Source organism: Paenisporosarcina quisquiliarum (genome assembly GCF_027563315.1).
GTDB lineage: Bacteria > Bacillota > Bacilli > Bacillales_A > Planococcaceae > Paenisporosarcina > Paenisporosarcina quisquiliarum.
The window spans coordinates 211885-236780 of the sequence record NZ_JAMKBJ010000002.1 but is presented as its reverse complement, the minus strand read 5'-3'; the positions used below and the strand labels follow the sequence as shown (position 1 = coordinate 236780).

Sequence of the window (24896 nt, the reverse complement as noted above, 5' to 3'; positions counted from 1 at the left end):
ATTATCAGAAAAAGCATCGCTCAGGCGGTGTTTTTTTATGCTCTTAATAATTAACCCATAGTAGATTGTTGTCATATCATGCACTAATTACATTCTATAAAAACCCGCAGGCGTAGCTATTGACTACGTCTTTTATTATGTAAAGAGTTTTAGTAAGAAAAGATAGAAGAAATCTATTAAATTTTCATATTTGCCCAGAGCAATCTTCTATCTCTTAATATGTTATAGATGTAAGGCAAATTACGAATTGAAAAGAGAGATAATCTCTAGAGATTCGAACGACAGGAGGTGAAAAAATATGGGATACAACAAGAAAAAATGGAAAAAACTAGAAGGTTGTGATTGTTGGCGATGCCGTGAAGTCGAAGTTGAAGTAGATTGCAATGGAAAACATGAGGATGAAAAACACGAGGGTAATTCTTTTAAGTGCTCGGATATCAATATCAATGTTAACTGTGGTAATGATAAAAAAGATGATGACCATGGCAAAGGCAAAGACAAAGACAAAGACAAAGACCATGACGACAAGCATGACAAAGACAATGGCGACAAAGTGGAATTCAAATATGATATCTCGAACTTGAATGTTGAAATCTTTGGAGATCCAATTGCAGTACTACAGGCAGAATTTAATAAAGTAAAAGCTGGAGACAGAATTTCTCTAAGTGGTATTATTGGATTGGATAATGACTCAGATGAAGATGTTACAATGTTAATTACGATACTTCGAACAAGAGACAATGGATTGAGCAACATCATCTACTCACAAATATTCGAAGTCCACGAAGAAGGAAATAACGATAGAACACAAGAGCCATTTGCTCATGTAGAGGTAGAACAAAATGACATCCGCAACGTGACTTACACGGTGAGAATTCAACGTCTAGAAAACAACGTTGATATTTTCCTTTTCGGCCAAAGTACTTTAACAGCAGTGCGTTATAGCTAATCAAAGGAAAATGTAGAAAAAGGTAACTTGTAATTAGGTTGCCTTTTTTTCTTATTAAATAATAAATATTCACTTGTAATTATAAATATTCAATCTTATAATATGTATACATAATTATAATAAGGAGTGAATGTTTATGAAATTACTAGAATACGTAAACCTTGAAGTGGTGCAGAGTTTGAAAGGCAAAGACTTGTTAACTTGGTTCGACTATTCATCAATAGAAGTTAAGCAATTGTTAGGTTTAGCAACGAACCTCAAGAGTCTCGCTAAAAGTAATGTACATCCTCCACTGCTTGCTGGAAAAACGGTCGGCCTCATTTTTGAAAAACACTCAACTAGAACGCGTATTTCTTTTGAAGTTGGAATTAATCAATTAGGCGGTCATGCAATGTATATGCATGCGAGAGACTTGCAGATCGGTAGGGGGGAGCCTATTTCGGATACTGGAAAAGTGTTGTCGGGATACATGGATGGCATTATGATTCGTGCCCACTCACATAAAATGGTCGAAGAACTTGCGGACGCGGCAAACATTCCTGTCATCAATGGATTAACAGATTTATACCATCCATGCCAAGCGTTAGCGGATGTGCTGACGATTCATGAAGTGAAAGGCTATTTACCGGGGCTGAAGCTGGCTTACGTGGGAGATGGAAATAATGTAGCGAATTCACTTTTAATTGCCTGTGCTCATTTAGGGATTGAGGTATCCATTGCAACACCTAAAGGTTTTGAAATAGATGAAAATATTCTAACAAAGGTTCAAAAACTGGCAGTTTCAAATGGCACAAATATCATGACAACAAACGATCCAATTGTAGCTGTTAAAGACGCCGATATCATTTACACCGATGTGTGGACTAGCATGGGCCAGGAAGAAGAAACAGCGGCTAGACTTCAAGCATTCAAAGGGTATCAAATAAATGAGGATCTCGTGATGCATGCAAAATCGGATTATTTGTTCTTGCACTGTTTACCTGCACATCGCGAAGAAGAAGTGGCAACATCCATCATCGATGGTCCGAATTCAGCAGTATTTGAACAAGCTGAAAACCGACTGCATGCACAAAAAGCCATACTGGCATCAATCCTATCTTAATTTAGAAAATTCCTGAAGAATTGTTCAGGAATTTTTTTTTTGGAACAAATGTATATTGTTAATAATACTTTACTAAATGTTAACTATAGTTTACATTATGAATACAATACATAACATGAAGAGGTGAAGATATGCTGCAAAACCGGGTCAAAGAGCTTCGTGCGCGATTTGGTTTTTCGCAAGGGGAGCTAGGTGAACGAGTGGGGGTAACAAGACAAACGATTGGTTTTATCGAAAAAGGAGATTTTTCCCCTTCGATTACGTTGTCCTTGAAAATTGCTAGGGAGTTTCAAATACCTGTAGACCAATTATTTTGGTTGGAAGAGGAGAAATGATGATGAAAAAAGATTTTCGCGTTCAATATCCATTATGGCAAATGGCGTTTATTGTGTTGTTTGGTTTTATGGCATTCGGTTTAAAAGGCGCAACGTCGGAGCTTGTTAATACTTCAGATGAATTCAGTTACTCACTACAGTTTCCTCCATTGGAGTCAGTAGCTTTGTTTGTCACACTTTTCTTAACCTTATTGTTATTGGCTATTTTTTTCATGAAGATCTCCAAACATAATAAACAAAACCCAACACAAAGAATCTCATTATTACAGATTCGTCCATTGGAATATTTAGAGCAAGACGAAGGCATGGTTCATATTACAAGAATTGCTTCTCAAAAAGTGTATACGTTCTTTGCTTGGGCACTCCCATTTATAGCGGTAATTTTCCTAGTATTTGAACTATCTAGATTCTGGATGATTGTCGGCATTTTGTTGCTTGCCTTGATGCAATACTTCATTTATTACATTGAGGTACGAAAACGCCTGGAGGATGAAGAATGATGTGGGAATATTTTTTAGTGTTTTTGGGGGCGGCAATTCCTTGGCTTGAAATGGCTTTGGTCATTCCGCTAGGTATTGTGTCAGGATTAAATCCTTTGTGGGTGGTTATTATTGGTTTCATCGGAAATATGGTAACAGTGATGGCTTTAATCATTGGATATGATCGTTTCAGGAGTTGGCTGGCTAAAAGAAACGAAGGGAAAGAAGAAAAAGAGTCCAAGCGCAGTGAACGTGCGAAGCGAATATGGAATAAATATGGTCTTCCGGGAATGCTAATGCTAGGGCCCATTTTAATAGGGACTCATATTGCTGCATTTATTGGCATGACACTCGGTGCGAGCAAGAAACAGACAACTATCTGGTCAGTCATAAGCATTGCATTATGGGCATTGGTATTCGGTATTTTAACGGCACTCGGCTTTGATTTCTTTGTCCGTGAAATATGAAAAAGTCTCCGTGCAATACGGAGACTTTTCTTATCCTTGGAAAGATTGTTCCAAGTGTTTTAATACTGTTTCTTTTTCAGGTTCACCGGCTGTTTTCCACCATTTTTCGAAAAACACACCAAGGCCCGGGAGTAAATGTTCTTCGCCACGTTTGATGGCATCTTCTACGACTTCACGAATCTCAGTAGCACTATTGCCAACCATGTTGGCGGTAATTGCATCTCGAATTTGAAAGTTCATAATCTCTCCTCCTCACACCTCATTTTGTCCGCTACTATCGCCACTTATACATGAATTTGATACACTAAAAAGAAAAAGGCGGTATAACAATCGATGAAACGAATTGAATCATCACAAAATACACAAGTTAAGCACTGGAAAAAGCTCGTTTCCGTTCGAAAAGAACGTGATAAATCGGGTGAATTTTTAGTTGAAGGTTTCCATTTGGTTGAAGAATCATTGAAAAACAAAGAAAATGTTTTAGCATTAATTGTTAGAGAAGGAACGACGATTCCTACGGGTTGGAATGTCGATGAAGTAGATATCATTGAAGTCACAATGGATATTGCGAAAGAAATTGCCGAAACAGAGCACTCACAAGGAATTTACGCTCATTGCAGCCAACAGCTGGCAACGCCTGAGCAACAACAAACTTGGAAAAAACTTCTTTTGGTTGATGCTGTCCAAGATCCAGGCAATGTCGGGACGATGATTCGGACTGCAGATGCTGCTGGAATGGATGCTATCATTTTGGGTAAAGGTTCTGCGGATGCTTATAATCCAAAAACGGTCCGTTCCGGTCAAGGTTCGCACTTCCATATACCGATTGTAAAAGGTGATTTATCACAATGGATTCAAACATGTAAAGAACAGGGAATACCTGTTTACGGCACATCCTTAGACGAATCGGTATTGTACAATCAAGTTCAGCCTCAAGGGCAATTTGCGTTAATCATGGGCAATGAAGGCAGTGGATTGTCGCCAGAGCTTCTTGTTCAGACCGATATGAACCTGAAAATCCCACTGCTTGGACAAGCGGAATCTTTAAACGTAGCTGTCGCAACCGGAATTCTTTTGTATTCACTTATTCCTCAAGCAAATTGAAGTTGATGAAACAGTAAATCGAGCGTATAATAGATACTAATTCGATACATGTAAAAGCTGTGATCGGGAAGAGTACATGAAATCCTTTATTTCAGGAAGTTTGCATCAAGACTGTGAGTGCAAACAGTAAAGATTCATCGAAGTTCACCCCGTTAGCTGCCATCAGGACCAGCATATGCTGTAAAGGTGCGCCGGTGAAGAGCCGTTAATTCAATGAAGTGATTACGTCTGGATACTCAGCGTAGTAATCAGGGTGGTACCGCGAAATTGTTCCTCGTCCCTTTTATAGGGGCGGGGTTTTTTTATTTTTTGGAAGGAGATGTACACATGCAAGAACAATTACAACAATTGAAAGATGAAGCGATTGGTAAAATTCAAGCCGCTTCAACTGTAAAAGAATTGCAAGACGTACGTGTTGCGTATTTAGGAAAAAAAGGGCCGATTACCGATTTGTTAAAAGGCATGGGGAAACTGCCAGCTGAAGAACGTCCAAAAATGGGTGCTTTGGTGAATGTCGTACGTGAAGAAGTAACTGCAGTTCTCGACGAGCGACTCGTTATTTTAGAAGACGCAGCTATTGCACAACAACTTGAAAATGAGTCCATTGATGTGACATTACCAGGACGTCCTGTGAAAACAGGAAATCATCATCCACTGACTCGTGTGGTGGAAGAAATCGAAGACCTGTTCATCAACATGGGTTATGAAATTGCAGAAGGTCCTGAAGTCGAAAAGGATTACTACAACTTCGAAGCATTGAACTTGCCAAAAGGGCATCCGGCTCGCGATATGCAAGATTCATTCTACATTTCTGAAGACATTTTACTACGCACTCATACATCCCCAGTGCAAGCACGCACGATGGAAGCAAAAGGTGGGGAACCCATCAAAATCATTTGTCCGGGTAAAGTGTATCGACGTGATAGTGATGACGCGACCCACTCTCATCAATTCACTCAGATTGAAGGACTAGTTATTGGTGAAAACATTCGCATGAGTGATTTAAAAGGAACGTTATCCGTATTTGCGAAGAAAATGTTTGGAGACGATCGTGAAATTCGTTTGCGTCCAAGTTTCTTCCCATTCACAGAGCCTTCGGTTGAAATGGATATTTCTTGTTTCAAATGCGGCGGCAGTGGATGTAACGTATGTAAAAAGACAGGTTGGATTGAAATTTTAGGTGCCGGTATGGTACATCCGAATGTATTGGAAATGGCAGGATATGATTCGAAGCGTCTGTCAGGATTTGCATTTGGTATGGGACCCGAACGTATTGCGATGTTGAAATATGGAGTGGAAGACATTCGTCATTTCTATACAAATGATGTGCGATTCGTATCGCAATTCCACCGGACGGAAGTGTAAGGAGGAGATCACATGCTCGTTTCTACAAAATGGTTAGCAGATTATATTGATACTAAAGGGTTGGCTCCGGCTGAACTCGCTGAGAAAATAACACGTTCAGGAATTGAAGTCGATGCAGTTATCGACCGTTCCCACGGCATGACAAACGTAGTAGTAGGTCATGTTTTAGAATGCGGCAAGCATCCAGAAGCAGATAAATTATCGATTTGCCAAGTGGATGTCGGGGAAGAAGTGACGCAAATTATTTGTGGCGCACCGAATATCGCAGCAGGTCAAAAAGTCATTGTCGCTCGTCCAGGAGCTGTTTTACCTGGTGGCATGAAAATCAAAAAAGCGAAACTTCGTGGCGAAGAATCGAACGGGATGATTTGTTCCCTTCAGGAACTTGCAATTGAAGGAAAGCTTGTACCAAAAGCGTATGCTGAAGGGATTTACGTTTTACCTGCAGATACACAAACGGGTGCTGATGCACTTGGAATTTTAGGTTTAAACGATACAGTTCTTGAGTTAGGCTTGACACCTAACCGCGCGGATGCGATGAGCATGTTAGGCGTGGCATACGAAGTAGGAGCCATTCTTTCTGAAGATATGAAGTATCCTGAAATTAACTATGCTTCATCAAATGAAGTAGCTGAAAACGTTCTGAAACTTCGCGTGGAAGACGTGGATGCGAACCCTATGTACGTGGCAAAAGTCGTTAAAAACGTTGTCATCGGTGAATCGCCATTATGGTTACAACAAAGATTAATGGCAGCTGGTGTCCGTCCTCATAACAATGTCGTTGACGTAACGAACTATGTACTGATGGAATACGGTCAACCGCTTCACGCATTTGACTACGATCGTTTACAAACGGGTGAAATCGTTGTCAGAGCAGCTCATGCAGGCGAAAAAATAATGACACTTGATGATCAGGAACGTGAATTACAAGCTCATCATTTAGTTATCACAAACGGTCAAGAACCAGTAGCAATCGCAGGAGTCATGGGTGGTGCAAACTCAGAAGTTCATGATGGCACGACAACAATAGTCATTGAGTCAGCTTATTTCAAACCCGCTTCTGTCCGTCAGACATCAAAAGATCACAATCTGCGTAGTGATGCAAGTTCACGCTTTGAAAAAGGCGTAGATCCAAACCGCGTGGAAGCAGCTGCAGAACGTGCGGCTCAACTGATTGCGGAGCTTGCAGGTGGAGAAGTGCTACAAGGAAGCGTGAAATTTGATGAGTTAGATAAAACTCAAAAAGAAGTCATCGTCTCACCAGATTTCATCAACAATCGCTTAGGTATGAAAATTTCTTTGGAAGAAATGACATCCATTTTAAGCCGTTTGAAATTTGATTTCGAAGCAGCAAATGGCATGCTTTATATTAAAGCTCCAACGCGTCGCCAGGATATTCAAATTGAAGAAGATATCGTGGAAGAAATTGCCCGTATCTACGGTTATGATGATATCCCGATGACTCTTCCTGAAGGGGAATCGACACCGGGTGGCTTGACGCCTTATCAAGCACAACGTCGCATTGTCCGTAATTTCCTGGAAGGTGCCGGCTTGCACCAGGCTATTACGTACTCATTGACGTCAAAAGAACTGGCACAAAGCTTTGCTCTTGAGACAGCACCTGTAACAGAACTGTTAATGCCAATGAGCGAAGAGCGCAGTACTTTACGTCAATCATTAATTCCGCATTTATTGGAAGCGGCAAGTTACAACGTCGCGCGCAAAGCGGATTCCGTGACTTTGTTTGAAACGGGTTCAGTATTCCTTGGTGAAACAGCAGAAGGTCTTCCACACGAAGAAGAGCACGTAGCGGCAGTTATGACTGGCAAATGGCTTGACCATAGCTGGCAAGGCGAACGTAAAACAGTCGATTTCTTTGTATTAAAAGGAATCATCGAAGGTTTGTTTGCGAAGCTTGGATTAGATCATCTTGTTACATTTGAACAAACACAAAAGGATGGATTACATCCAGGACGAACAGCATCCATTAAACTTGCGCATGAAGTAGTTGGTGTAGTTGGTCAATTACATCCAACCGAACAAAAGAAACGCGACTTAAAAGAAACGTACGTAATGGAAATGAACTTGGCGAAGTTACTGAATTTCTCATTGGAGCCGTTACTATATACGCCAGTTCCACGTTTCCCATCCATTTCACGTGATATCGCGTTAGTAGTAAACCGCACACAAGCTGCAGGTGAATTACAGCAAATTATCCGTAGAGCAGGTGGCAAGTTACTAAAAGATGTTCGCGTCTTCGATTTATACGAAGGAGAGAAAATGGAAGCGGGTCAAAAATCCGTGGCATTCTCACTTACTTACGAAGATCCAGAGCGTACATTAACAGACGAAGAAGTCGTTAAAGCTCATTCGAAAGTGCTTAAAGCACTAGAAGAAGAAGGCAATGCGCAGCTTCGAGGATAAATAGAGAAGAGGTAGATTCGAGAGTGCATGGCACTTTAGAATCTACCTCTTTTTTTGAATTGTAATGGGATGAAATTAAATTGGAGTGTATACCGATTAAAATCTTTTCTTCTTAGCAATCGCCATAGCTTTTCCTGTATTCGCGAAATGTTTTTTCGTAATGGATGAAAGAAATTCCTCGCCTTTGCTCAGGTAAATACGGGCTGCGACTTCATCCACTTTTGAACTTGCGCCTTTTGGTATGGTTACTCCAGCTTTGACACTGAGCTTATCCATTTCCTCTAGAAACGCGACGCGTGCCAAAATGGAAGCTGCTGCTACGGAAACATGCAATTGTTCTGCTTTTGTTGAGAAAAGAACATTTTCACGGATGATCTCTTTTTCCGCTTTCACGTGATTGTAGTAAATTCCACGTTCGGCAAACTGATCGATCAGGATGTATTCGGGTTTTTCAGGAGCGATTTTTGAAAGTACATGCTTCAATGCCTGGTTATGTAACAACGCTTTTATTTTCCCTTGCGACCAACCTTTTGCCTGTACCGTGTTATATTTTTCGTTGCCAAGAATCAAGATGCTGTGCGTTAAGGCATTTTTTAAATCAGGAGCTATTTTGCTCATAAGGTCATCGGTCAACATTTTTGAATCTTTTACACCAAGGAACTGAATCAGCTCGATTTTATCGGCAGGGACGTAACAAGCAGCGACCGTCATCGGGCCGAAGAAATCTCCGGTTCCCGTTTCGTCAGAACCAATCACGGATTTCAATGCGAACCCTTCAGGTAATGTGTCTCCTTTTGCGGAACTCGCTTTTTTAGCTGCTTTCTCGTCTAAGGTCCCCCAGCGCATCGCTTCACGTGTAGAACCACTGCCTTGAAACAAAACTTTGCCAGATTTATATGCGGTAATAGAGGTGTCTGCTAGTTTAGCTGCGAAGACAACGCCTGGCGCGTTACGCTCGATTCTATTATTTGCATAATGGGAAAATACTTCTTTTAATTGAGTAGGAGATAGTTGAAGAACTACGTTCGACATGAACACTTTCCTTTCTGTGTCTACTTATTCACATGTACAGGTATTTCATGGTATGATAATTTATAGGATTTTTTGATGGGGAGGGTAACCTTTGTCAGAGCAACATAAAATACGAGTTTCAGTAGATATATATGGACAAACGTATAAAATGGTTGGTTCGGAAACGAGCGGTCATATGCGTCTCGTGGCCTCTATGGTTGACGATAAAATGCGAGAAATCAATTCGCACAATCCCTCATTAGATAGTTCTAAGTTGGCGGTACTAACTGCGGTCAACACAGTTCATGAATATGTTAAATTAAAAGAACAAGTAGAACAACTGGAAGAAGAAATTAAAAGGTTAAAGGGTTGAATACATGTTAGATATAATTATTTTAGTATTATTAGCTGCAGGAATTTTTGTAGGTGCAAAACGAGGATTAATCGTCCAATTGATCCATATGACTGGATTCATAATTGCGCTCATCGTTGCCTACTCCTATTATAAACCACTCGCAGAAAAATTTGTGCTGTGGATTCCATACCCGACTGTCGATTCAAGCTCAAGGCTGACATTTGCAATCGATAAATTGGATCTGGATCAGACGTTTTATCAGTTAATCGCATTTGCACTCATCTTCTTTGTCGTGAAATTTGCGTTACAGTTAGTCGCATCCATGTTTGATTTCCTTTCATACTTACCAGTACTAGGATTCATTAGTAGAATTGCTGGTGCATTTTTAGGCTTCATCGAATTTTACATATTATTGTTTATTTTAATCTACGTGGTTGCTCTTATGCCGATAGGGCCTTTCCAAAATTTGATCGAGCATTCAAATTTAGCGGAATCTATGCTTAAAAATACACCATTTTTATCAGAGACGGTTAAAAACTGGTGGTACATCTATACTGAATAAGTGACTTCTCTCTTCATGAGAGAAGTTTTTTTAAAGCGTCAGATAGTTTCTTTTTATTATGTTCAGTTAAGAGATATTGTTGATTTTCGTTCCATGCGGACGCTTTCCGCGGGCGGTCCACTAGCCTCCTCGGGCCAACAGGATGTTGGTCACGAAGGTATTGTCACAGGATGTGACGTTCTTTGCCTTCGTTCATTTATGGTGCTCCTGCGGTTACTCGTCGCAAACGACTTATGCAAAAATAATTTTGCACAAGTCGCTCACTGCGGGGTCTAGTTGGGACACGCTGATTCCGCTGGAGTCGCCGCATTCTACTACAATCATTATAGTAAGCAGTGAAATAACTAACTTACGATTTAGTGATATGGAGCAAAACAGTGAAGACTCCTGTGGGAACAGCGAAGTGCTGAAATCCACTCGGACATTTAGTCCGAGTTAGTTCAGCGCAAGTCCACGGAAAGCGTAGCTGTTTTGCGGAATATCAATAGCACCATTTAGCACAACCTTTTTTAAATAGTTTTCAATCGATACTCTATACATTTGTTATAAACTCATTCTGCTATTTCATGGATAGGAATACCTTTTTTGAACCAATCTGACAGGGGACGAGGGATACACTTGAATAAAAAAATCATCATTAAAACTTTAGAGAAAATTGCTTTATATATGGAACTGAAAGGAGAAAATCCTTTTAAAGTATCAGCTTTCCGAAAAGCTGCTCAAGCACTTGAACTGGATGCAAGAAGTCTAGCCGAAATGGATGATGTCACAAAAATTAAAGGCATCGGAAAAGGTACGGCTTCAGTAATCGAGGACTTGATTGAAACGGGTAAATCAACTGTATTGCAGGAATTGGAAGAGTCAGTACCAAGTGGACTATTGCCTTTGTTGAAATTGCCTGGTCTCGGCGGGAAGAAAATAGCCAAACTATACCAGGAACTTGGTGTAGATTCTGCTGAGACGTTGAAACAAGCGTGTGACGAAGGGAAAGTCCGTTCACTTGCAGGTTTCGGTGCAAAAACGGAAGAGAAAATTCTGAAAGAATTGGAACAATTCAATTCTAGACCGGACCGTTTGCCGATTTGGCGTTTAGAAACAGCTGTAACCATCATCGAAGCCGTATTAAGTGGAATTAAGGAAATAGATAGATTTTCTGTGGCAGGTAGTTTCAGACGTGTGAAAGAAACGAGCAAAGATCTTGATTTCATTATCGCAACCACGGATGTGGTTACAGTTCGGGAAACTTTATTGAAAGCATTGCCCGTATCTGAAATTATTGCCGCTGGAGACACGAAAGTTTCCGTTACGATCGATTATGAAGAATTAATTGATGTAGATTTCCGTCTGGTTGAACCCGCAGCTTACACGACTGCTTTACACCATTTCACAGGCTCGAAAGACCATAATGTGAAGTTGCGCCAGATTGCCAAAGCACAAGGAAAGAAAATCAGTGAATACGGAGTGGAACAAGAAGATGGCTCGAATCAAACATTCGAGTCGGAAGAAGATTTCTTCGCCCATTTTGGCCTTCCTTATTTTCCGCCACCTGTCCGAGAAGATTCTAGGGAGTTTGACCGTCAAGAAGAACTGGAAACACTTATTGATGTCAGTGACATTCAATCGGATTTGCATATGCATACAACGTGGTCAGATGGTGCGCATTCATTAAGTGAAATGATCGAAGCTTGCCTTGCTAAAGGGTACACACATATAGCCATCACCGATCACTCTCATTATTTGCGTGTCGCAAACGGGTTATCTCCTGAACGCTTGCGTCAGCAGATGGCTGAAATAAGAGAAATTCAAAAAAATTACCCAGACATTAAAATATTGGCTGGAACTGAAATGGACATACTGCCTGACGGTTCACTTGATTTTGATGATGAATTACTTGAAGAAATGGACTTTGTCATTGCCTCCATTCATTCAAGTTTCAGCCAAACACAGGAAAAAATCATGGAACGGTTATTGACGGCCATGAAAAATCCTCATGTCGATATGATTGCCCATCCGACTGGCCGTATTATCGGACAACGAAATGGTTATGATCCTGATGTCCATCAGCTAATTAAATGGGCTGCGGAGTATGGTAAAATCCTTGAGTTGAATGCAAATCCTCATCGCCTGGATTTGGCGACTGAATATTTAGAGGAAGCACAAAAGCTTAATGTTCCGATTGCCATTAATACCGATGCACACAGCATAGATCAATTGCGATTTATGGACATCGGCGTGAAATATGGACAAAAAGCATGGTTGAAAAAAGATATGATTGTCAATACATGGTCCTATGAGAAATTGATAAAATACTTGAAGTAATGGAGGTGTTTTTTTATGATCGCCAAACGCGCATTGAAAACACTTGAATTTGATAAAGTGAGAGAGCAAGTGGCCAGTTTTTGCACATCATCACTTGGCCGTACACATTTGGATTTACTTGAACCATCAATAGATTTGGATACTGTAGTTAAACTTCTGGATGAAATGGATGAAGGGCTTTCTGTACTGCGTGTAAGGGGAAATGTACCGATGGGCGGTATTTTTGACGTGCGTGGGCATGCCAAACGAGCTCAAATTGGCGGTATGCTAAGCCCGACTGAATTGATGGAAATTGCCAGCACAATTCGTGCCAGCCGTATATTACGTCAATTTTTTGAAGCAGTAGAGGAATCAGAAGATATTAAAATCCCCTACTTCTTAGAGCGCAAACAAGCATTGCCGATTCTTACAGCATTAGAACACGAAATCATCGCTTGTATTGATGACAACGGTGCCGTACTAGACAGTGCCAGCACTCAGCTACGCACAATTCGTCAGCAGTTGCGTGCACAGGAAAGCCGTGTTCGTGAAAAGTTGGAAAGTTACACACGCGGGAAAAACGCATCCAAAATGTTATCAGATTCCATCATAACGATTCGAAACGATCGTTTCGTTATCCCTGTAAAACAGGAGTACCGTGGAAATTATGGTGGGATTGTCCATGATCAGTCCTCTTCAGGGCAAACGTTGTTTATTGAACCAGATGCTGTCGTGCAGGCAAACAACGAAATTCGTAGACTGAAAATGAAAGAGCAAGAAGAAATCGAACGCATCTTGTTGGCATTGTCCCTGGAAGTGCAGGCTGTTGCTCACGATATATTTGTGCTGGTCCAGATTCTGGGTGAAATCGATGTCATTTTAGCGAAAGCAAAATATGGACAAGCCAATAAATGTACAAAGCCTACTGTAAATGACACTGGCGTGATTCGATTGGTAAAGGCTCGTCATCCATTGTTAAATATTGAGGAAGCGGTAGCCAACACAATTGAATTTGGCGACGATATTACAGCGATTGTTATTACCGGACCGAATACAGGTGGTAAAACAGTCACCCTGAAAACAGTGGGATTATGTACGTTAATGGCCCAGGCAGGATTGCCGATTCCTGTACTGGATGGTTCAGAAATAACCGTTTTTGATCAAATTTTCGCAGATATCGGAGACGAACAATCGATAGAACAAAGTTTGAGTACATTCTCATCCCACATGGTTAACATTGTGGATATATTATCGAAGTTTGATGATCGCAGCCTCGTGTTATTTGATGAACTTGGTGCAGGAACAGACCCTCAGGAAGGTGCTGCCTTAGCCATTTCTATTTTGGATGAAGTGCATGGCAGAGGTGCACGCGTGATGGCCACGACGCATTACCCTGAACTGAAAGCATATGGTTATAACCGACCGGGTGTCGCAAACGCCAGCGTTGAATTTGACGTGGAATCTTTAAGTCCGACTTACAAATTGTTAATCGGAGTTCCCGGACGCAGTAATGCATTCGAGATTTCAAAAAGACTTGGTTTGCCACAGCACATTATTAAGCATGCACAATCATTTACTGGTACAGATCGTCACGAAGTAGAGTCAATGATTGCATCACTTGAAGTGAGCCGTAAGCAGTCGGAAAAAGATGCGGAACAGTCCCATGCATTGCTCGTGGAATCGGAAAAAATTCAAGCAGATCTGACAGCCCAGCTGAAAGAGTTGGAAGAACAAAAAGAAAAGCTTGAACAAAAAGCGAAAGACAAAGCACGGAAAATTGTGGACGAAGCGAAACGAGAAGCCGAAAGCATTATTACTGAACTTCGCCATATGCAAAAAAATGCACAACACGTCATTAAAGACCATGAATTGATTGATGTGCGCAAACGCCTTGAAAAAGCTGCTCCGGAAAACTCAGTACTGAAAAAACAAAAGCAAATTAAAGAACGTGAGATGACACTGACGCAGGGTGACGAGGTCAAAGTATTGAGTTACGGACAAAAAGGTACGTTGCTTGATAAAGTTTCAGACACAGAGTGGAGTGTCCAAATTGGCATTCTGAAAATGAAGTTGCCTGAAACGGACCTGGAATACATCAAGCCGGAAAAACCAAAACAAACCGTAGCGATGACACATGTCAAAGGTCGCGACACGTATGTAAAACTGGAACTGGATTTACGTGGAGAACGTTACGAAGACGCCATTTTGCGAGCTGAGAAATACATTGATGACGCGGTATTATCCAGTTACCATCAAGTATCCATCATTCACGGAAAAGGCACGGGAGCATTAAGACAAGGGATTCAGCAGTTTTTGAAGAATCACTCCCGCGTGAAAAGTTACCGATTTGGGGAAGCCGGCGAAGGTGGACACGGCGTAACAGTTGTAGAATTAAAATAAGCTTGGTGGTTGATTGTTCGACTAATCTTCATGTCTTGAAATAAATTTTTGAAACCATAATCCGTTTCAAACGTACAAGCTACAAACGTTTAAAGGAGTTAACATATGTTAGGGATGGATTTTTGGCAACACCCATTAGTAGAGACAACAGGGTATTTCAGTGTGGTCGTGTTATGTTTGATTTTGACAATGGTCATATTTGAAATCGTCACCAAATATAAAAACTGGGAAGAGATTCAAAAAGGAAATGTCGCAGTCGCAATGGCGACAGGAGGGAAAATTTTTGGAGTTGCAAATATTTTTCGTTATTCCATTGAAAATCATAATTCTTTGCCTGAAATGATGGGCTGGGGTTTATATGGTTTTGGATTGCTACTCGTCGCATATTTCCTGTTTGAATTTTTAACGCCAAAATTCAATATTGACCGTGAAATTGAAAATGACAATCGATCCGTTGGTTTCATTTCATTATCTATTTCCGTAGGTCTGTCATTTGTTATTGGCGCAAGTATCTCTTAGGAGCGGATTGATTTGGAAAAACTAGCGAAAATTTTACTTGGGGTCTGCGTCGCTTTTTTCATTGTGGGCATCATTTATTTGTATTTACAATAACTTTAGTAGCATGGGATATGTAAAACGTCCCATGCTTTTTTCTTATTTTATTGTAAGCGGATTCATTTTTCTCTATAATAAAGAATAGGAATATTCAAACGATTAAAAAAAGGGGGAAAATAAAATGACGGCAAAACCATGGTTGTCTCAGTATCCACCAGAGATTCCGCATACGCTTTCGTACGATCCTATTCCGGTTCAGGAATATCTGACAAGAGCCTACCGTGATTATCCGGAAAAAGTGGCTATTCATTTTCTTGGGAAAGATCTGACGTACCAAGAACTCTATGAATCTGCGTTGAAGTTTGCTAACTATTTGCGTTCACTCGGAATTCAAAAAGGTGACAGAGTGGCCATCATGTTGCCGAACTGTCCTCAAAATGTGATTGGGTACTATGGAATTCTTTATGCAGGTGGCATCGTCGTCCAGACCAATCCGCTTTATACAGAGAGAGAAATTGCTTATCAAATGAAAGATTCTGGCGCCAAAGCAATCTTGTCACTCGATATTTTATTCCCTCGTATTTCAAAAGTAATTAAAGAAACCAATTTAGAAAACATCATTATTACCGGAATAAAAGATTACTTGCCTTTCCCGAAAAATTTGGTTTATCCGTTTATTCAAAAGAAACAATACGGATTCACTGTAAAAGTCGAGCATAGAGGCATGAATCACTTGTTCCCGGAAGTGATGAAGGTCGGCAAAGCACAAGAAATAGACGTACCTTTTGACTTTGAAGAAGATGTTGCGATTTTGCAATACACAGGAGGTACAACCGGATTCCCGAAAGGTGTTATGTTGTCCCATAAAAACCTGATTGCCAACGCTTCGATGTGTGATGCGTGGTTGTATCGATGTAAAAAAGGTGAAGAAACGATTTTGGGCATCCTGCCATTTTTCCATGTGTATGGAATGACAACCGTCATGATTTTGTCTGTCATGCTAGGCAACCGAATGGTGTTATTACCGAAATTTGATGTTGATTCTGCTTTGAAAACGATAGATAAACAGAAACCAACGTTGTTCCCTGGAGCACCAACCATCTATATCGGTCTATTAAACCATCCGGATATTGCCAAATATGATTTATCATCCATTCAAGCATGTTTAAGCGGTTCGGCACCACTGCCAGTGGAAGTTCAGGAAAAGTTTGAGGAAGTAACTGGTGGGAAACTTGTTGAAGGATATGGTTTGACTGAATCATCCCCTGTGACACACGCAAATTTTGTTTGGGATAATGAACGAATCAAAGGGTCTGTCGGTGTTCCATGGCCAGATACAGAAGCAGCGATTTTCCAAGTGGATTCTACAGAGCCAATGCCTCCAAGAGAAATAGGAGAAATTTGTGTACGCGGACCACAAATCATGAAAGGTTATTGGAACCGTCCAGAAGATACTGAAAATACAATGCGCGATGGATGGTTGTTAACCGGTGACTTAGGGTATATGGACGAAAAAGGATTCTTTTACGTTGTAGATCGTAAAAAAGATATGATTATTGCAGGTGGATTCAATATCTATCCTCGAGAAATTGAAGAAGTTCTTTACGAACATCCCGCTATCCAGGAATGTGTCGCTGTCGGTGTACCTGATCCATATCGTGGAGAAACCGTTAAAGCGTATGTTGTATTGAAAGAAGACCATCAGGTTACTGAAGAAGAATTGAACGCTTTCTGCAGGGAACACCTCGCAGCATTTAAAGTGCCTAGAATTTACGAATTCAGAAAAGAGTTACCGAAAACAGCAGTAGGTAAAATTCTTCGTCGTTCTTTAGTTGAAGAAGAAAAAGAAAAATATAGAGAAGCAAGTGCAACGTCGTAACAATTCTTGACAACGTTTGTACTTCAGTTTAAGATGAAATTGTGAATGAACACTCATTCATAATTTCATCTTTTTTGGTGGTGATATCTATGAAACGAGACAAACCGAAATTTAAACAAATAATCGACGCAGCCGTAGTAGTGATTGCAGAAAATGGGTATCACCAGGCACAAGTTTCTAAAATCGCGAAACAAGCAGGCGTCGCTGATGGAACCATTTATCTGTACTTTAAAAACAAGGAAGATATCTTAATTTCTGTCTTCCAGGAAAAAATGGGTTTATTTGTTGAGAACCTGAAAGCAATCATAAGTGATGGATCAACATCATCTGAAAAACTATTAAAAATGGTGGAAAATCATTTTCGCGTTTTAGCTACAGATCATCATTTAGCCATCGTTACTCAATTGGAACTGAGACAGTCCAACAAGGAAATTCGCATGAAAATCAATGAAGTGTTAAAAGAGTACTTAATGTTGCTCGATGATATTTTAATTGAAGGATTGGAAAATGGTGAATTTCAAGAAGAGTTAGATATTCGTCTTGCGAGACACATGGTCTTTGGTACAATTGATGAGACGATTACTACTTGGGTGATGAATGAACAGAAGTACGATTTGATGAAATTGGCACCTAAAGTTCATCGTTTATTAATGAGTGGTATGAAATCATAAGTGAAGGGATGGGCTTGTATGGAGTTTTTGAGTTGGACTGTAGAAAATCACGTTGCGAAAGTAACGATTAATCGACCGCCGGCAAATGCATTATCACGAGCACTTATTCTCGAAGTAAACGAATTGCTGAATGCTGTCGAGCATGATGACAGCGTTCGTGTCATCGTCTTGCACGGAGAAGGACGTTTCTTCTCGGCAGGCGCAGATATTAAAGAGTTTACTTCAATCAAAACTGGGGAAGAGTTTTCTGCATTAGCTGCAAGCGGACAAGAAATTTTTGAACGCGTTGAAAGATTCTCAAAACCGGTGATTGCTTCTATTCATGGAGCGGCACTTGGCGGAGGACTTGAACTCGCGATGAGCTGTCACATGCGCATCGTATCTGAAAATGCTAAACTTGGACTGCCTGAACTACAGCTAGGTCTGATTCCAGGCTTTGCTGGCACTCAACGTTTACCACGTTTAGTTGGAATGCCGAAAGCAGCAGAAATGTTGCTGACAAGCGAACCGATCAGCGGTTTGGAAGCGGTTCAATGGGGATTGGCAAACCGTGCATATGCGGAGGAAGAATTATTAGCTAAAACTATGGAACTTGCAAGTAAAATTGCAAAGAAGAGCCCAGTTGCAATGAAAGCAGCAATAGACATGTTACAATTTGCAAAAACGTACGCTTATGATGAAGGTGTGAAAGCTGAAGCGCAATCTTTTGGAACCGTTTTCGTTTCGGAAGATGCTCAAGAAGGCATTTCAGCATTTATCGAAAAACGCGAACCATCGTTCAAAGGAAAATAATGAAAAGTATTGGGAGGTCTGCAACATGAATATTTATGTGTTGGTAAAACGTACATTTGATACAGAAGAAAAGATTGTCGTTTCTGGTGGCAAAATTCAGGAAGACGGCGCTGAATTCATCATTAATCCTTACGATGAATATGCAATTGAAGAAGCGATCCAAGTCCGCGACGCTCACGGCGGCGAAGTGACGGTATTGACAATGGGTGGGGAAGACGCTGAAAAGCAACTTCGTACAGCTCTTGCAATGGGCGCTGATAAAGCTGTTCTAATCAACACAGAAGATGATTTAGATGAAATGGACCAATTTACTGCTGCTCAAATATTGGCAGATTACTTGAAAGATAAAAACCCAGATTTAATTTTAGCTGGTAACGTTGCAATTGATGGTGGATCTGGTCAAGTTGGACCACGTGTTGCTGACTTATTGGACATCAACTATGTAACAACAATTACGAAATTAGAAATCAATGGAACACAAGTCAATATCGTACGTGATGTGGAAGGCGATTCTGAAGTTCTAGAAACGTCATTGCCATTACTAGTTACAGCTCAACAAGGTTTGAACGAACCTCGTTATCCATCTTTACCAGGTATTATGAAAGCGAAAAAGAAACCGCTTGATGAAGTAGAATTGGATGATTTGGATATTGATGAGGATGATGTAGAAGCGAAAACGGAGACAATCGAAATTTACTTGCCTCCTAAAAAAGAAGCAGGTCGCGTACTTCAAGGCGATCTTTCAAACCAAGTACAAGAATTGGTGCAATTACTTCGCACAGAAGCAAAAGTCGTTTAATCGAATCTGAAGATTTGTAATTGGAGGGAAACACATCATGACAAAAAAAGTAATCGTACTCGGTGAAGCACGTGAAGGTGCTTTACGTAATGTATCTTTTGAAACTATCGCTGCAGCAAAGAAAATTTCAGGCGGTGGAGAAGTAGTAGCAGTTCTTCTAGGAGACTCTGTTCAATCTCTAGCAACTGAAATGATTCATTATGGAGCTGACCGTGCTATCACTGTCGAGCACCCACATTTGAAAACGTATACATCTGACGGCTTCAGCCAAGCATTTATGGCTGTTGTTGAAAGTGAAAGCCCGGATGCAGTTGTTTTCGGACACACAGCATTAGGGAAAGACTTATCACCAAAAGTAGCAAGTAAATTAAAATCAGGTCTTGTTTCAGATGTAACGGATATCGAAGGAGAAGGCGCAGACGTAGTATTTATCCGCCCAATCTTCTCTGGTAAAGCATTTGAAAAAGTGAAAATCAAAGACGGTATTGATTTCATCACAATCCGTCCTAACAATATTGAGCCTTTAGCTCACGATGCTAGCCGAACTGGCGATGTATCTTCATTATCTGTAGACATCACAAACCTTCGCACAGTTATCAAAGAAGTTGTACGTAAATCAACTGAAGGCGTAGATTTATCAGAAGCGAAAGTAATCGTTGCTGGTGGTCGTGGCGTGAAGAGCGAAGATGGTTTTGAACCATTAAAAGAACTAGCTAATCTTTTAGGCGGCGCTGTTGGTGCATCTCGTGGTGCATGTGACGCTGACTACTGTGATTACTCACTTCAAATTGGTCAAACAGGTAAAGTTGTAACTCCTGACCTTTACATTGCAGCAGGAATTTCTGGAGCAATCCAGCATTTAGCTGGTATGTCTAACTCAAAAATCATCGTTGCAATCAACAAAGACCCTGAAGCAAACATTTTCAAAGTAGCTGATTATGGGATTGTCGGTGACTTGTTCGAAGTCATCCCAATGTTGACTGAAGAATTCAAGAAATTGAAAGCTAACTAATCTTTATTAAGACTCCGCTAAGCGAAAATGCTTTGCGGAGTTTTTTTCATGGACAGGAATGCTAGGGGAAGATTTTCTAAATGGATAAAAATGGTTAGTTGCTCCCAAATCGCGAAAGTTGCTCCCAAATTTGAAAAGTTGCTCCAAAACCATTGGAAGTTGCTCCTATTTTTGAAAAGTTGCTCCAAAAAATAGAAAATTGCTTTAGAGAGAGCACATTTGTTCCTGCATGCCGCAAGAAAGAGTATGACCAAAATCGTATTCTTTGAGTAGGTTCTTTGAACTTGTTGGTATTCGTGAAACACACGGCGAGCGCAAATGTCCAAAAACCTTTGTTTTGAAAAGGACCAAAAGCGGGTACATGATAAATATCGCTTCCGCTTCAATGGATAGTGTTTATCCTGTTCATTTTAGTCATGAAAAGGCTGAGCATAAAAGTAGAAGCAGTATTTACCACATGCTATACTACGTTTAGAGTTTGTATTAAGAGGAGGATGTTTTAATATGGCAATTGTACACGGAACAGATCAAAGCTTTTCAAGTGAAATTTCTGACGGCTTAGTTTTAGTCGATTTTTGGGCACCTTGGTGTGGACCTTGTAAAATGATCGCTCCAGTTCTTGAAGAATTAGATGCTGACATGAATGGTAAAGTGAAAATCGTAAAAGTTGATGTAGATGAAAACCAAGAAACAGCTAGCAATTTCGGCATTATGTCGATTCCAACATTAGTACTTTTCAAAGACGGGCAACCTGTTGATAAAGTAGTTGGATTCAACCCGAAAGAAGCTTTAGCTAATTTAGTTAACAAACACGCATAATCTTTTTCAATTAGCTTTCAATTCTTATATTGTAAAAGACATATTATTAAAACCGGGTACCCATGGGCACCCGGTTTTTTTCAACAGGTGATGAGATGATGAATGATTTAATTCAACAAAAATGCGCGATTCTACCTGATCAGCCGGGTGTTTATTTAATGAAAGACCGGCAAGGCACCATTATTTATGTGGGGAAGGCAAAAGTGTTGAAAAATCGTGTTCGTTCTTATTTTACAGGGAGTCATGATGGGAAAACACAACGCCTCGTTCAGGAAATAGAAGATTTCGAGTACATCGTTACGTCTTCAGATATTGAAGCATTGATTTTGGAACTGAATTTAATTAAAAAGCATGATCCTAAATACAACATCATGCTGAAAGATGATAAAACATATCCTTATATCAAAATAACAGGTGAGAAACATCCGAAATTGATTACAACCAGGATTGTTAAAAAGGATAAAGGGAAATATTTCGGTCCTTACCCGAACGCATATGCAGCGAGTGAAACGAAAAAATTACTTGATCGGCTTTATCCTTTGCGAAAATGTCCGACTTTACCGGATCGCGTCTGCTTGTATTACCATTTAGGCCAGTGCCTTGCACCTTGTGTAAAAACAATCGAACAGGATGCTTATCGGAAAATTATTGATGAAATTACCCGTTTCCTAAATGGTGGATACCAACAAGTGAAGCATGAATTGACGGAAAAAATGTCCTCAGCTGCCGAAAACTTAGAGTTTGAAAGAGCAAAGGAATACCGTGACCAAATCACACATATTGAAACCGTTATGGAAAAACAAAAAATGACGACGAATGATTTTACTGACCGTGATATTTTTGGCTTTGCCGTGGATAAAGGTTGGATGTGTGTGCAAGTATTCTTTGTCCGTCAAGGCAAGTTAATCGAACGTGATGTATCCTTATTCCCGTTATATCAAGACCCGGACGATGAATTCCTGACATTCCTTGGTCAGTTTTATGATAAGCCACATCATATCAAGCCTAAAGAAGTGTTTTTACCGAGCACCGTCGACTTGCAACTAGCCAATCAACTGCTTGAGGTAAAAGTGTCTTCACCAAGCCGAGGCAAGAAAAAACAAATGATCGATTTGGCGACGAAGAACGCCGAAATCGCCATTCGTGAAAAGTTCCAGCTTATTGACCGACAAGAGCAGCGGACGATTGGTGCGGTTGAGGAACTTGGGAAAGCAATGGATATTGCACCACCTCTCCGGATTGAGGCGTTCGATAACTCACATATTTACGGAGCAGATGCAGTTTCGGCGATGGTATCGTTTATTGACGGAAGGCCAAACAAAAAAGACTACCGTAAATATAAAACGAAAACCGCTGCAGCTCATGATGACTACGGTGCGATGCGGGAAGTTATTCGCAGACGATATACCCGTGTATTAAGAGACGAACTACCATTGCCCGACCTGATCGTCATTGACGGAGGGAAAGGACAAATGGAAATCGCACGCGAAGTGATTGAAGATGAACTCGGTTTATCCATTCCGATAGCGGGATTGGCTAAGGATGCGAAACATCAGACATCTTCGTTGTTATATGGAGAACCACCACAAATCATTCCTTTAAAACGAACGAGTGAAGGTTTCTATTTACTACAACGGATACAGGATGAAGTCCATCGATTTGCGATTACATTCCATCGTCAACAGCGTGGGAAACAAACTATTGCTTCTGCTTTGGATGGTTTCGAAGGAATCGGTCCGAAGCGTAAAAAAATGTTATTGAAACATTTTGGCTCTGTAAAACGCATCAAAGAAGCTTCCGTGGAAGAGCTGAAACAATCTGGTTTACCATTGCAAATCGCGGAATCCATGTCTGCCTATTTTCAAAATGAGTCATTGTCAAAAGAGTGAGTATATGATATTGTTGACTCACTGAAATTGAATCACTAAAACGATTGTTCAACAAAGAGCTTCTGCTTTTTTTGAACAAACAATAATAAGTGGTGATAGAGGCGCGAAAATCAACAGTAACTTTCTCGAGGATGAACAGATCCATTGAAGGAAAGTGAAAGGGAAATTCGCCGAAGTTCGACATACTGTTTCTGATGTCGCGCTGGTTTTGCATTGAACAAATGCAGGATTGTCAGAATCTAATCGATTCTGGAGGGCTATCTCACATGGACGCTTCTTTTGAACGTACATGCATGGAGACAGCTTTTCACGGATCACCCGTGGATAGGCTGTCTTTTTTAGCTTCTTTGGAAATAAGGGAGAGTTTACATTGAGTCGTATTGTCATGAAATTTGGTGGAACATCAGTCGGAAATACGGAAAGAATCCGTAACGTTGCAAAACGTATTATAGGTGAAACTGCGAAAGGTCATGAAATTGTCGTGGTGGTTTCTGCTATGGGAAAAACGACAGATGAATTAATGAGTCTGGCTGGTGATTTATCAGCAGAACCATCAAAACGTGAAATGGATATGTTATTGTCGACAGGCGAACAAGTAACGATCGCTTTGTTGACAATGGCATTACAACATATGGGGCAGGATGCGGTTTCGTTTACAGGTTGGCAGGCAGGAATCGGAACGGAATCCGTTCATCGCAACGCACGTATTGAACATATCGATACGGTTCGCATGGAACAGGCTTTATCGGACGGTAAAGTGGTAGTTGTTGCCGGATTCCAGGGATTGGATGCGTACGGAGAGATTACAACTCTCGGCCGTGGTGGCTCCGATACGACGGCTGTTGCAATTGCAGCAGCATTAAGAGCTGAACAATGCGATATCTATACCGATGTTGATGGGATTTATACCTCAGATCCGCGATACGTGGATGGGGCACGAAAATTGCAGGAGTTATCTTATGACGAAATGCTCGAACTAGCTAACTTAGGAGCAGGGGTTTTGCATCCGAGAGCAGTTGAATTTGCTAAAAATTATTGCATGCCACTCAGTGTCCGCTCGAGTTTAAGTGAAGATACAGGGACCATATTATTGGAGGAACCAACGATGGAAAAAAACTTAGTTGTGCGTGGTGTCGCATTTGAACCAGAAATCGTAAGGATAACAGTAGGGTATGAAGTGCCTTTTAACGGCTCACTGGCAAAAATCTTCACTACACTTGCAAAACATCATGTAAACGTAGATATCATTGTCCAAAGCATTATGGAGGGCGTGCAACCAAGCGTTTCATTTTCCATTAAAAAAGAGGATTTTGCAGAAACCATTCAAGTGTTGGAAAGTAAGAAAGCGGAACTCGGATACCAATCCACCAATTTTGAAGTAGGCTTGGCCAAAGTGTCGATTGTGGGTTCAGGGATGGTTTCAAATCCTGGTGTTGCTGCCCAAATGTTCGATCGCCTTCGCAAAGAAGGAATTCCGGTGAAAATGGTCAGTACTTCAGAAATTAAAGTTTCGGTTGTTGTGCCTGAAAGCGCCATGTTGCAAGCGACTAATGCATTGCATGATGAATTTGGATTAGCTGCAGTTCGAGTGTAAAAACATTTCATGGTATGATGGAAGTAGGTTAATAG

At 40.7% G+C, this 24896-nt stretch carries 23 protein-coding genes, 1 riboswitch and 1 other annotated feature; of the genes, 21 read left to right on the top strand and 2 right to left on the bottom strand.

What is annotated here, in order from left to right:
• The first annotated feature begins 298 nt into the window (after positions 1-298).
• The 5 genes from M9R32_RS03400 (at position 299) to M9R32_RS03380 (ending at position 3332) form a co-directional block, all read left to right on the top strand.
• Positions 299-949 carry a hypothetical protein gene (locus M9R32_RS03400; protein ID WP_269925344.1) on the top strand — a complete coding sequence of 217 codons (651 nt, stop codon included), beginning with the start codon at positions 299-301 and terminating at the stop codon, positions 947-949.
• A 136-nt stretch (positions 950-1085) separates the two neighbouring features.
• Complete coding sequence (argF, locus tag M9R32_RS03395; RefSeq protein ID WP_269925343.1) at positions 1086-2051, top strand: ornithine carbamoyltransferase; 966 nt, start codon at positions 1086-1088, stop codon at positions 2049-2051.
• Positions 2052-2182: 131 nt separating this feature from the next.
• Positions 2183-2386, top strand: a complete 204-nt coding sequence (locus M9R32_RS03390) for a helix-turn-helix transcriptional regulator (RefSeq protein ID WP_269925342.1) — start codon at positions 2183-2185, stop codon at positions 2384-2386.
• A gap of 2 nt (positions 2387-2388) precedes the next feature.
• Positions 2389-2886, top strand: coding sequence for a hypothetical protein (locus tag M9R32_RS03385; protein WP_269925341.1), 498 nt, complete (start codon positions 2389-2391; stop codon positions 2884-2886).
• Positions 2886-3332: a small multi-drug export protein gene (locus M9R32_RS03380; protein WP_269925483.1), complete on the top strand. Its 447-nt coding sequence runs from the start codon at positions 2886-2888 to the stop codon at positions 3330-3332. The genes M9R32_RS03385 and M9R32_RS03380 overlap by 1 nt, the downstream gene beginning before the upstream one ends.
• Before the next feature lie 30 nt (positions 3333-3362).
• On the opposite strand, the gene sspI is transcribed toward M9R32_RS03380, so the two are convergent.
• Positions 3363-3572: a small acid-soluble spore protein SspI gene (sspI, locus tag M9R32_RS03375; RefSeq protein ID WP_269925340.1), complete on the bottom strand. Its 210-nt coding sequence runs from the start codon at positions 3570-3572 to the stop codon at positions 3363-3365.
• Between the two features lie 93 nt (positions 3573-3665).
• Between sspI and M9R32_RS03370 the strand changes: the two genes are divergently transcribed.
• From M9R32_RS03370 to pheT, 3 genes are all read left to right on the top strand, one after another.
• Positions 3666-4436 carry a TrmH family RNA methyltransferase gene (locus tag M9R32_RS03370; protein WP_269925339.1) on the top strand — a complete coding sequence of 257 codons (771 nt, stop codon included), beginning with the start codon at positions 3666-3668 and terminating at the stop codon, positions 4434-4436.
• 50 nt (positions 4437-4486) lie between these two features.
• Positions 4487-4721: a binding site (T-box leader), on the top strand.
• 42 nt (positions 4722-4763) lie between these two features.
• Entirely contained in the window at positions 4764-5801 is a 1038-nt protein-coding gene (gene pheS, locus M9R32_RS03365; protein ID WP_269925338.1) for a phenylalanine--tRNA ligase subunit alpha, read from the top strand.
• A gap of 12 nt (positions 5802-5813) precedes the next feature.
• Positions 5814-8225: a phenylalanine--tRNA ligase subunit beta gene (pheT, locus tag M9R32_RS03360; protein ID WP_269925337.1), complete on the top strand. Its 2412-nt coding sequence runs from the start codon at positions 5814-5816 to the stop codon at positions 8223-8225.
• Positions 8226-8321: 96 nt separating this feature from the next.
• Here the strand turns inward: pheT and rnhC are convergent, their stop codons facing one another.
• Complete coding sequence (gene rnhC, locus M9R32_RS03355) at positions 8322-9257, bottom strand: ribonuclease HIII (protein WP_269925336.1); 936 nt, start codon at positions 9255-9257, stop codon at positions 8322-8324.
• Positions 9258-9348: 91 nt separating this feature from the next.
• On the opposite strand from rnhC, the gene zapA reads away from it, so the two are divergent.
• The 13 genes from zapA (at position 9349) to M9R32_RS03290 (ending at position 24861) form a co-directional block, all read left to right on the top strand.
• Positions 9349-9609: a cell division protein ZapA gene (zapA, locus tag M9R32_RS03350; protein ID WP_269925335.1), complete on the top strand. Its 261-nt coding sequence runs from the start codon at positions 9349-9351 to the stop codon at positions 9607-9609.
• A 4-nt stretch (positions 9610-9613) separates the two neighbouring features.
• Positions 9614-10153 carry a CvpA family protein gene (locus tag M9R32_RS03345; protein ID WP_269925334.1) on the top strand — a complete coding sequence of 180 codons (540 nt, stop codon included), beginning with the start codon at positions 9614-9616 and terminating at the stop codon, positions 10151-10153.
• A gap of 618 nt (positions 10154-10771) precedes the next feature.
• Positions 10772-12472 carry a DNA polymerase/3'-5' exonuclease PolX gene (gene polX / locus M9R32_RS03340; protein ID WP_269925333.1) on the top strand — a complete coding sequence of 567 codons (1701 nt, stop codon included), beginning with the start codon at positions 10772-10774 and terminating at the stop codon, positions 12470-12472.
• Positions 12473-12487: 15 nt separating this feature from the next.
• The gene (locus M9R32_RS03335; protein ID WP_269925332.1) at positions 12488-14851 is read left to right on the top strand and encodes an endonuclease MutS2; all 2364 of its coding nucleotides are present in this window, start codon (positions 12488-12490) and stop codon (positions 14849-14851) included.
• A gap of 105 nt (positions 14852-14956) precedes the next feature.
• Entirely contained in the window at positions 14957-15370 is a 414-nt protein-coding gene (locus tag M9R32_RS03330) for a DUF350 domain-containing protein (protein ID WP_269925331.1), read from the top strand.
• Between the two features lie 217 nt (positions 15371-15587).
• A complete protein-coding gene (locus M9R32_RS03325; RefSeq protein WP_269925330.1) occupies positions 15588-17285 on the top strand; it encodes a long-chain-fatty-acid--CoA ligase in 1698 nt (565 codons plus the stop codon).
• A gap of 89 nt (positions 17286-17374) precedes the next feature.
• Positions 17375-17956 carry a TetR/AcrR family transcriptional regulator gene (locus M9R32_RS03320; RefSeq protein ID WP_269925329.1) on the top strand — a complete coding sequence of 194 codons (582 nt, stop codon included), beginning with the start codon at positions 17375-17377 and terminating at the stop codon, positions 17954-17956.
• Positions 17957-17974: 18 nt separating this feature from the next.
• Positions 17975-18748 carry an enoyl-CoA hydratase gene (locus tag M9R32_RS03315; protein ID WP_269925328.1) on the top strand — a complete coding sequence of 258 codons (774 nt, stop codon included), beginning with the start codon at positions 17975-17977 and terminating at the stop codon, positions 18746-18748.
• A gap of 25 nt (positions 18749-18773) precedes the next feature.
• Positions 18774-19547 carry an electron transfer flavoprotein subunit beta/FixA family protein gene (locus M9R32_RS03310; RefSeq protein WP_269925327.1) on the top strand — a complete coding sequence of 258 codons (774 nt, stop codon included), beginning with the start codon at positions 18774-18776 and terminating at the stop codon, positions 19545-19547.
• 37 nt (positions 19548-19584) lie between these two features.
• Entirely contained in the window at positions 19585-20559 is a 975-nt protein-coding gene (locus M9R32_RS03305; protein ID WP_269925326.1) for an electron transfer flavoprotein subunit alpha/FixB family protein, read from the top strand.
• 504 nt (positions 20560-21063) lie between these two features.
• Positions 21064-21378 carry a thioredoxin gene (gene trxA, locus M9R32_RS03300; protein WP_269925325.1) on the top strand — a complete coding sequence of 105 codons (315 nt, stop codon included), beginning with the start codon at positions 21064-21066 and terminating at the stop codon, positions 21376-21378.
• A 98-nt stretch (positions 21379-21476) separates the two neighbouring features.
• On the top strand, positions 21477-23267 hold the full coding sequence (gene uvrC / locus M9R32_RS03295) for an excinuclease ABC subunit UvrC (RefSeq protein WP_269925324.1): 1791 nt from the start codon (positions 21477-21479) through the stop codon (positions 23265-23267).
• 88 nt (positions 23268-23355) lie between these two features.
• Positions 23356-23535: riboswitch (Lysine riboswitch) on the top strand.
• A gap of 102 nt (positions 23536-23637) precedes the next feature.
• The gene (locus tag M9R32_RS03290; protein WP_269925323.1) at positions 23638-24861 is read left to right on the top strand and encodes an aspartate kinase; all 1224 of its coding nucleotides are present in this window, start codon (positions 23638-23640) and stop codon (positions 24859-24861) included.
• Positions 24862-24896 lie beyond the last annotated feature (35 nt).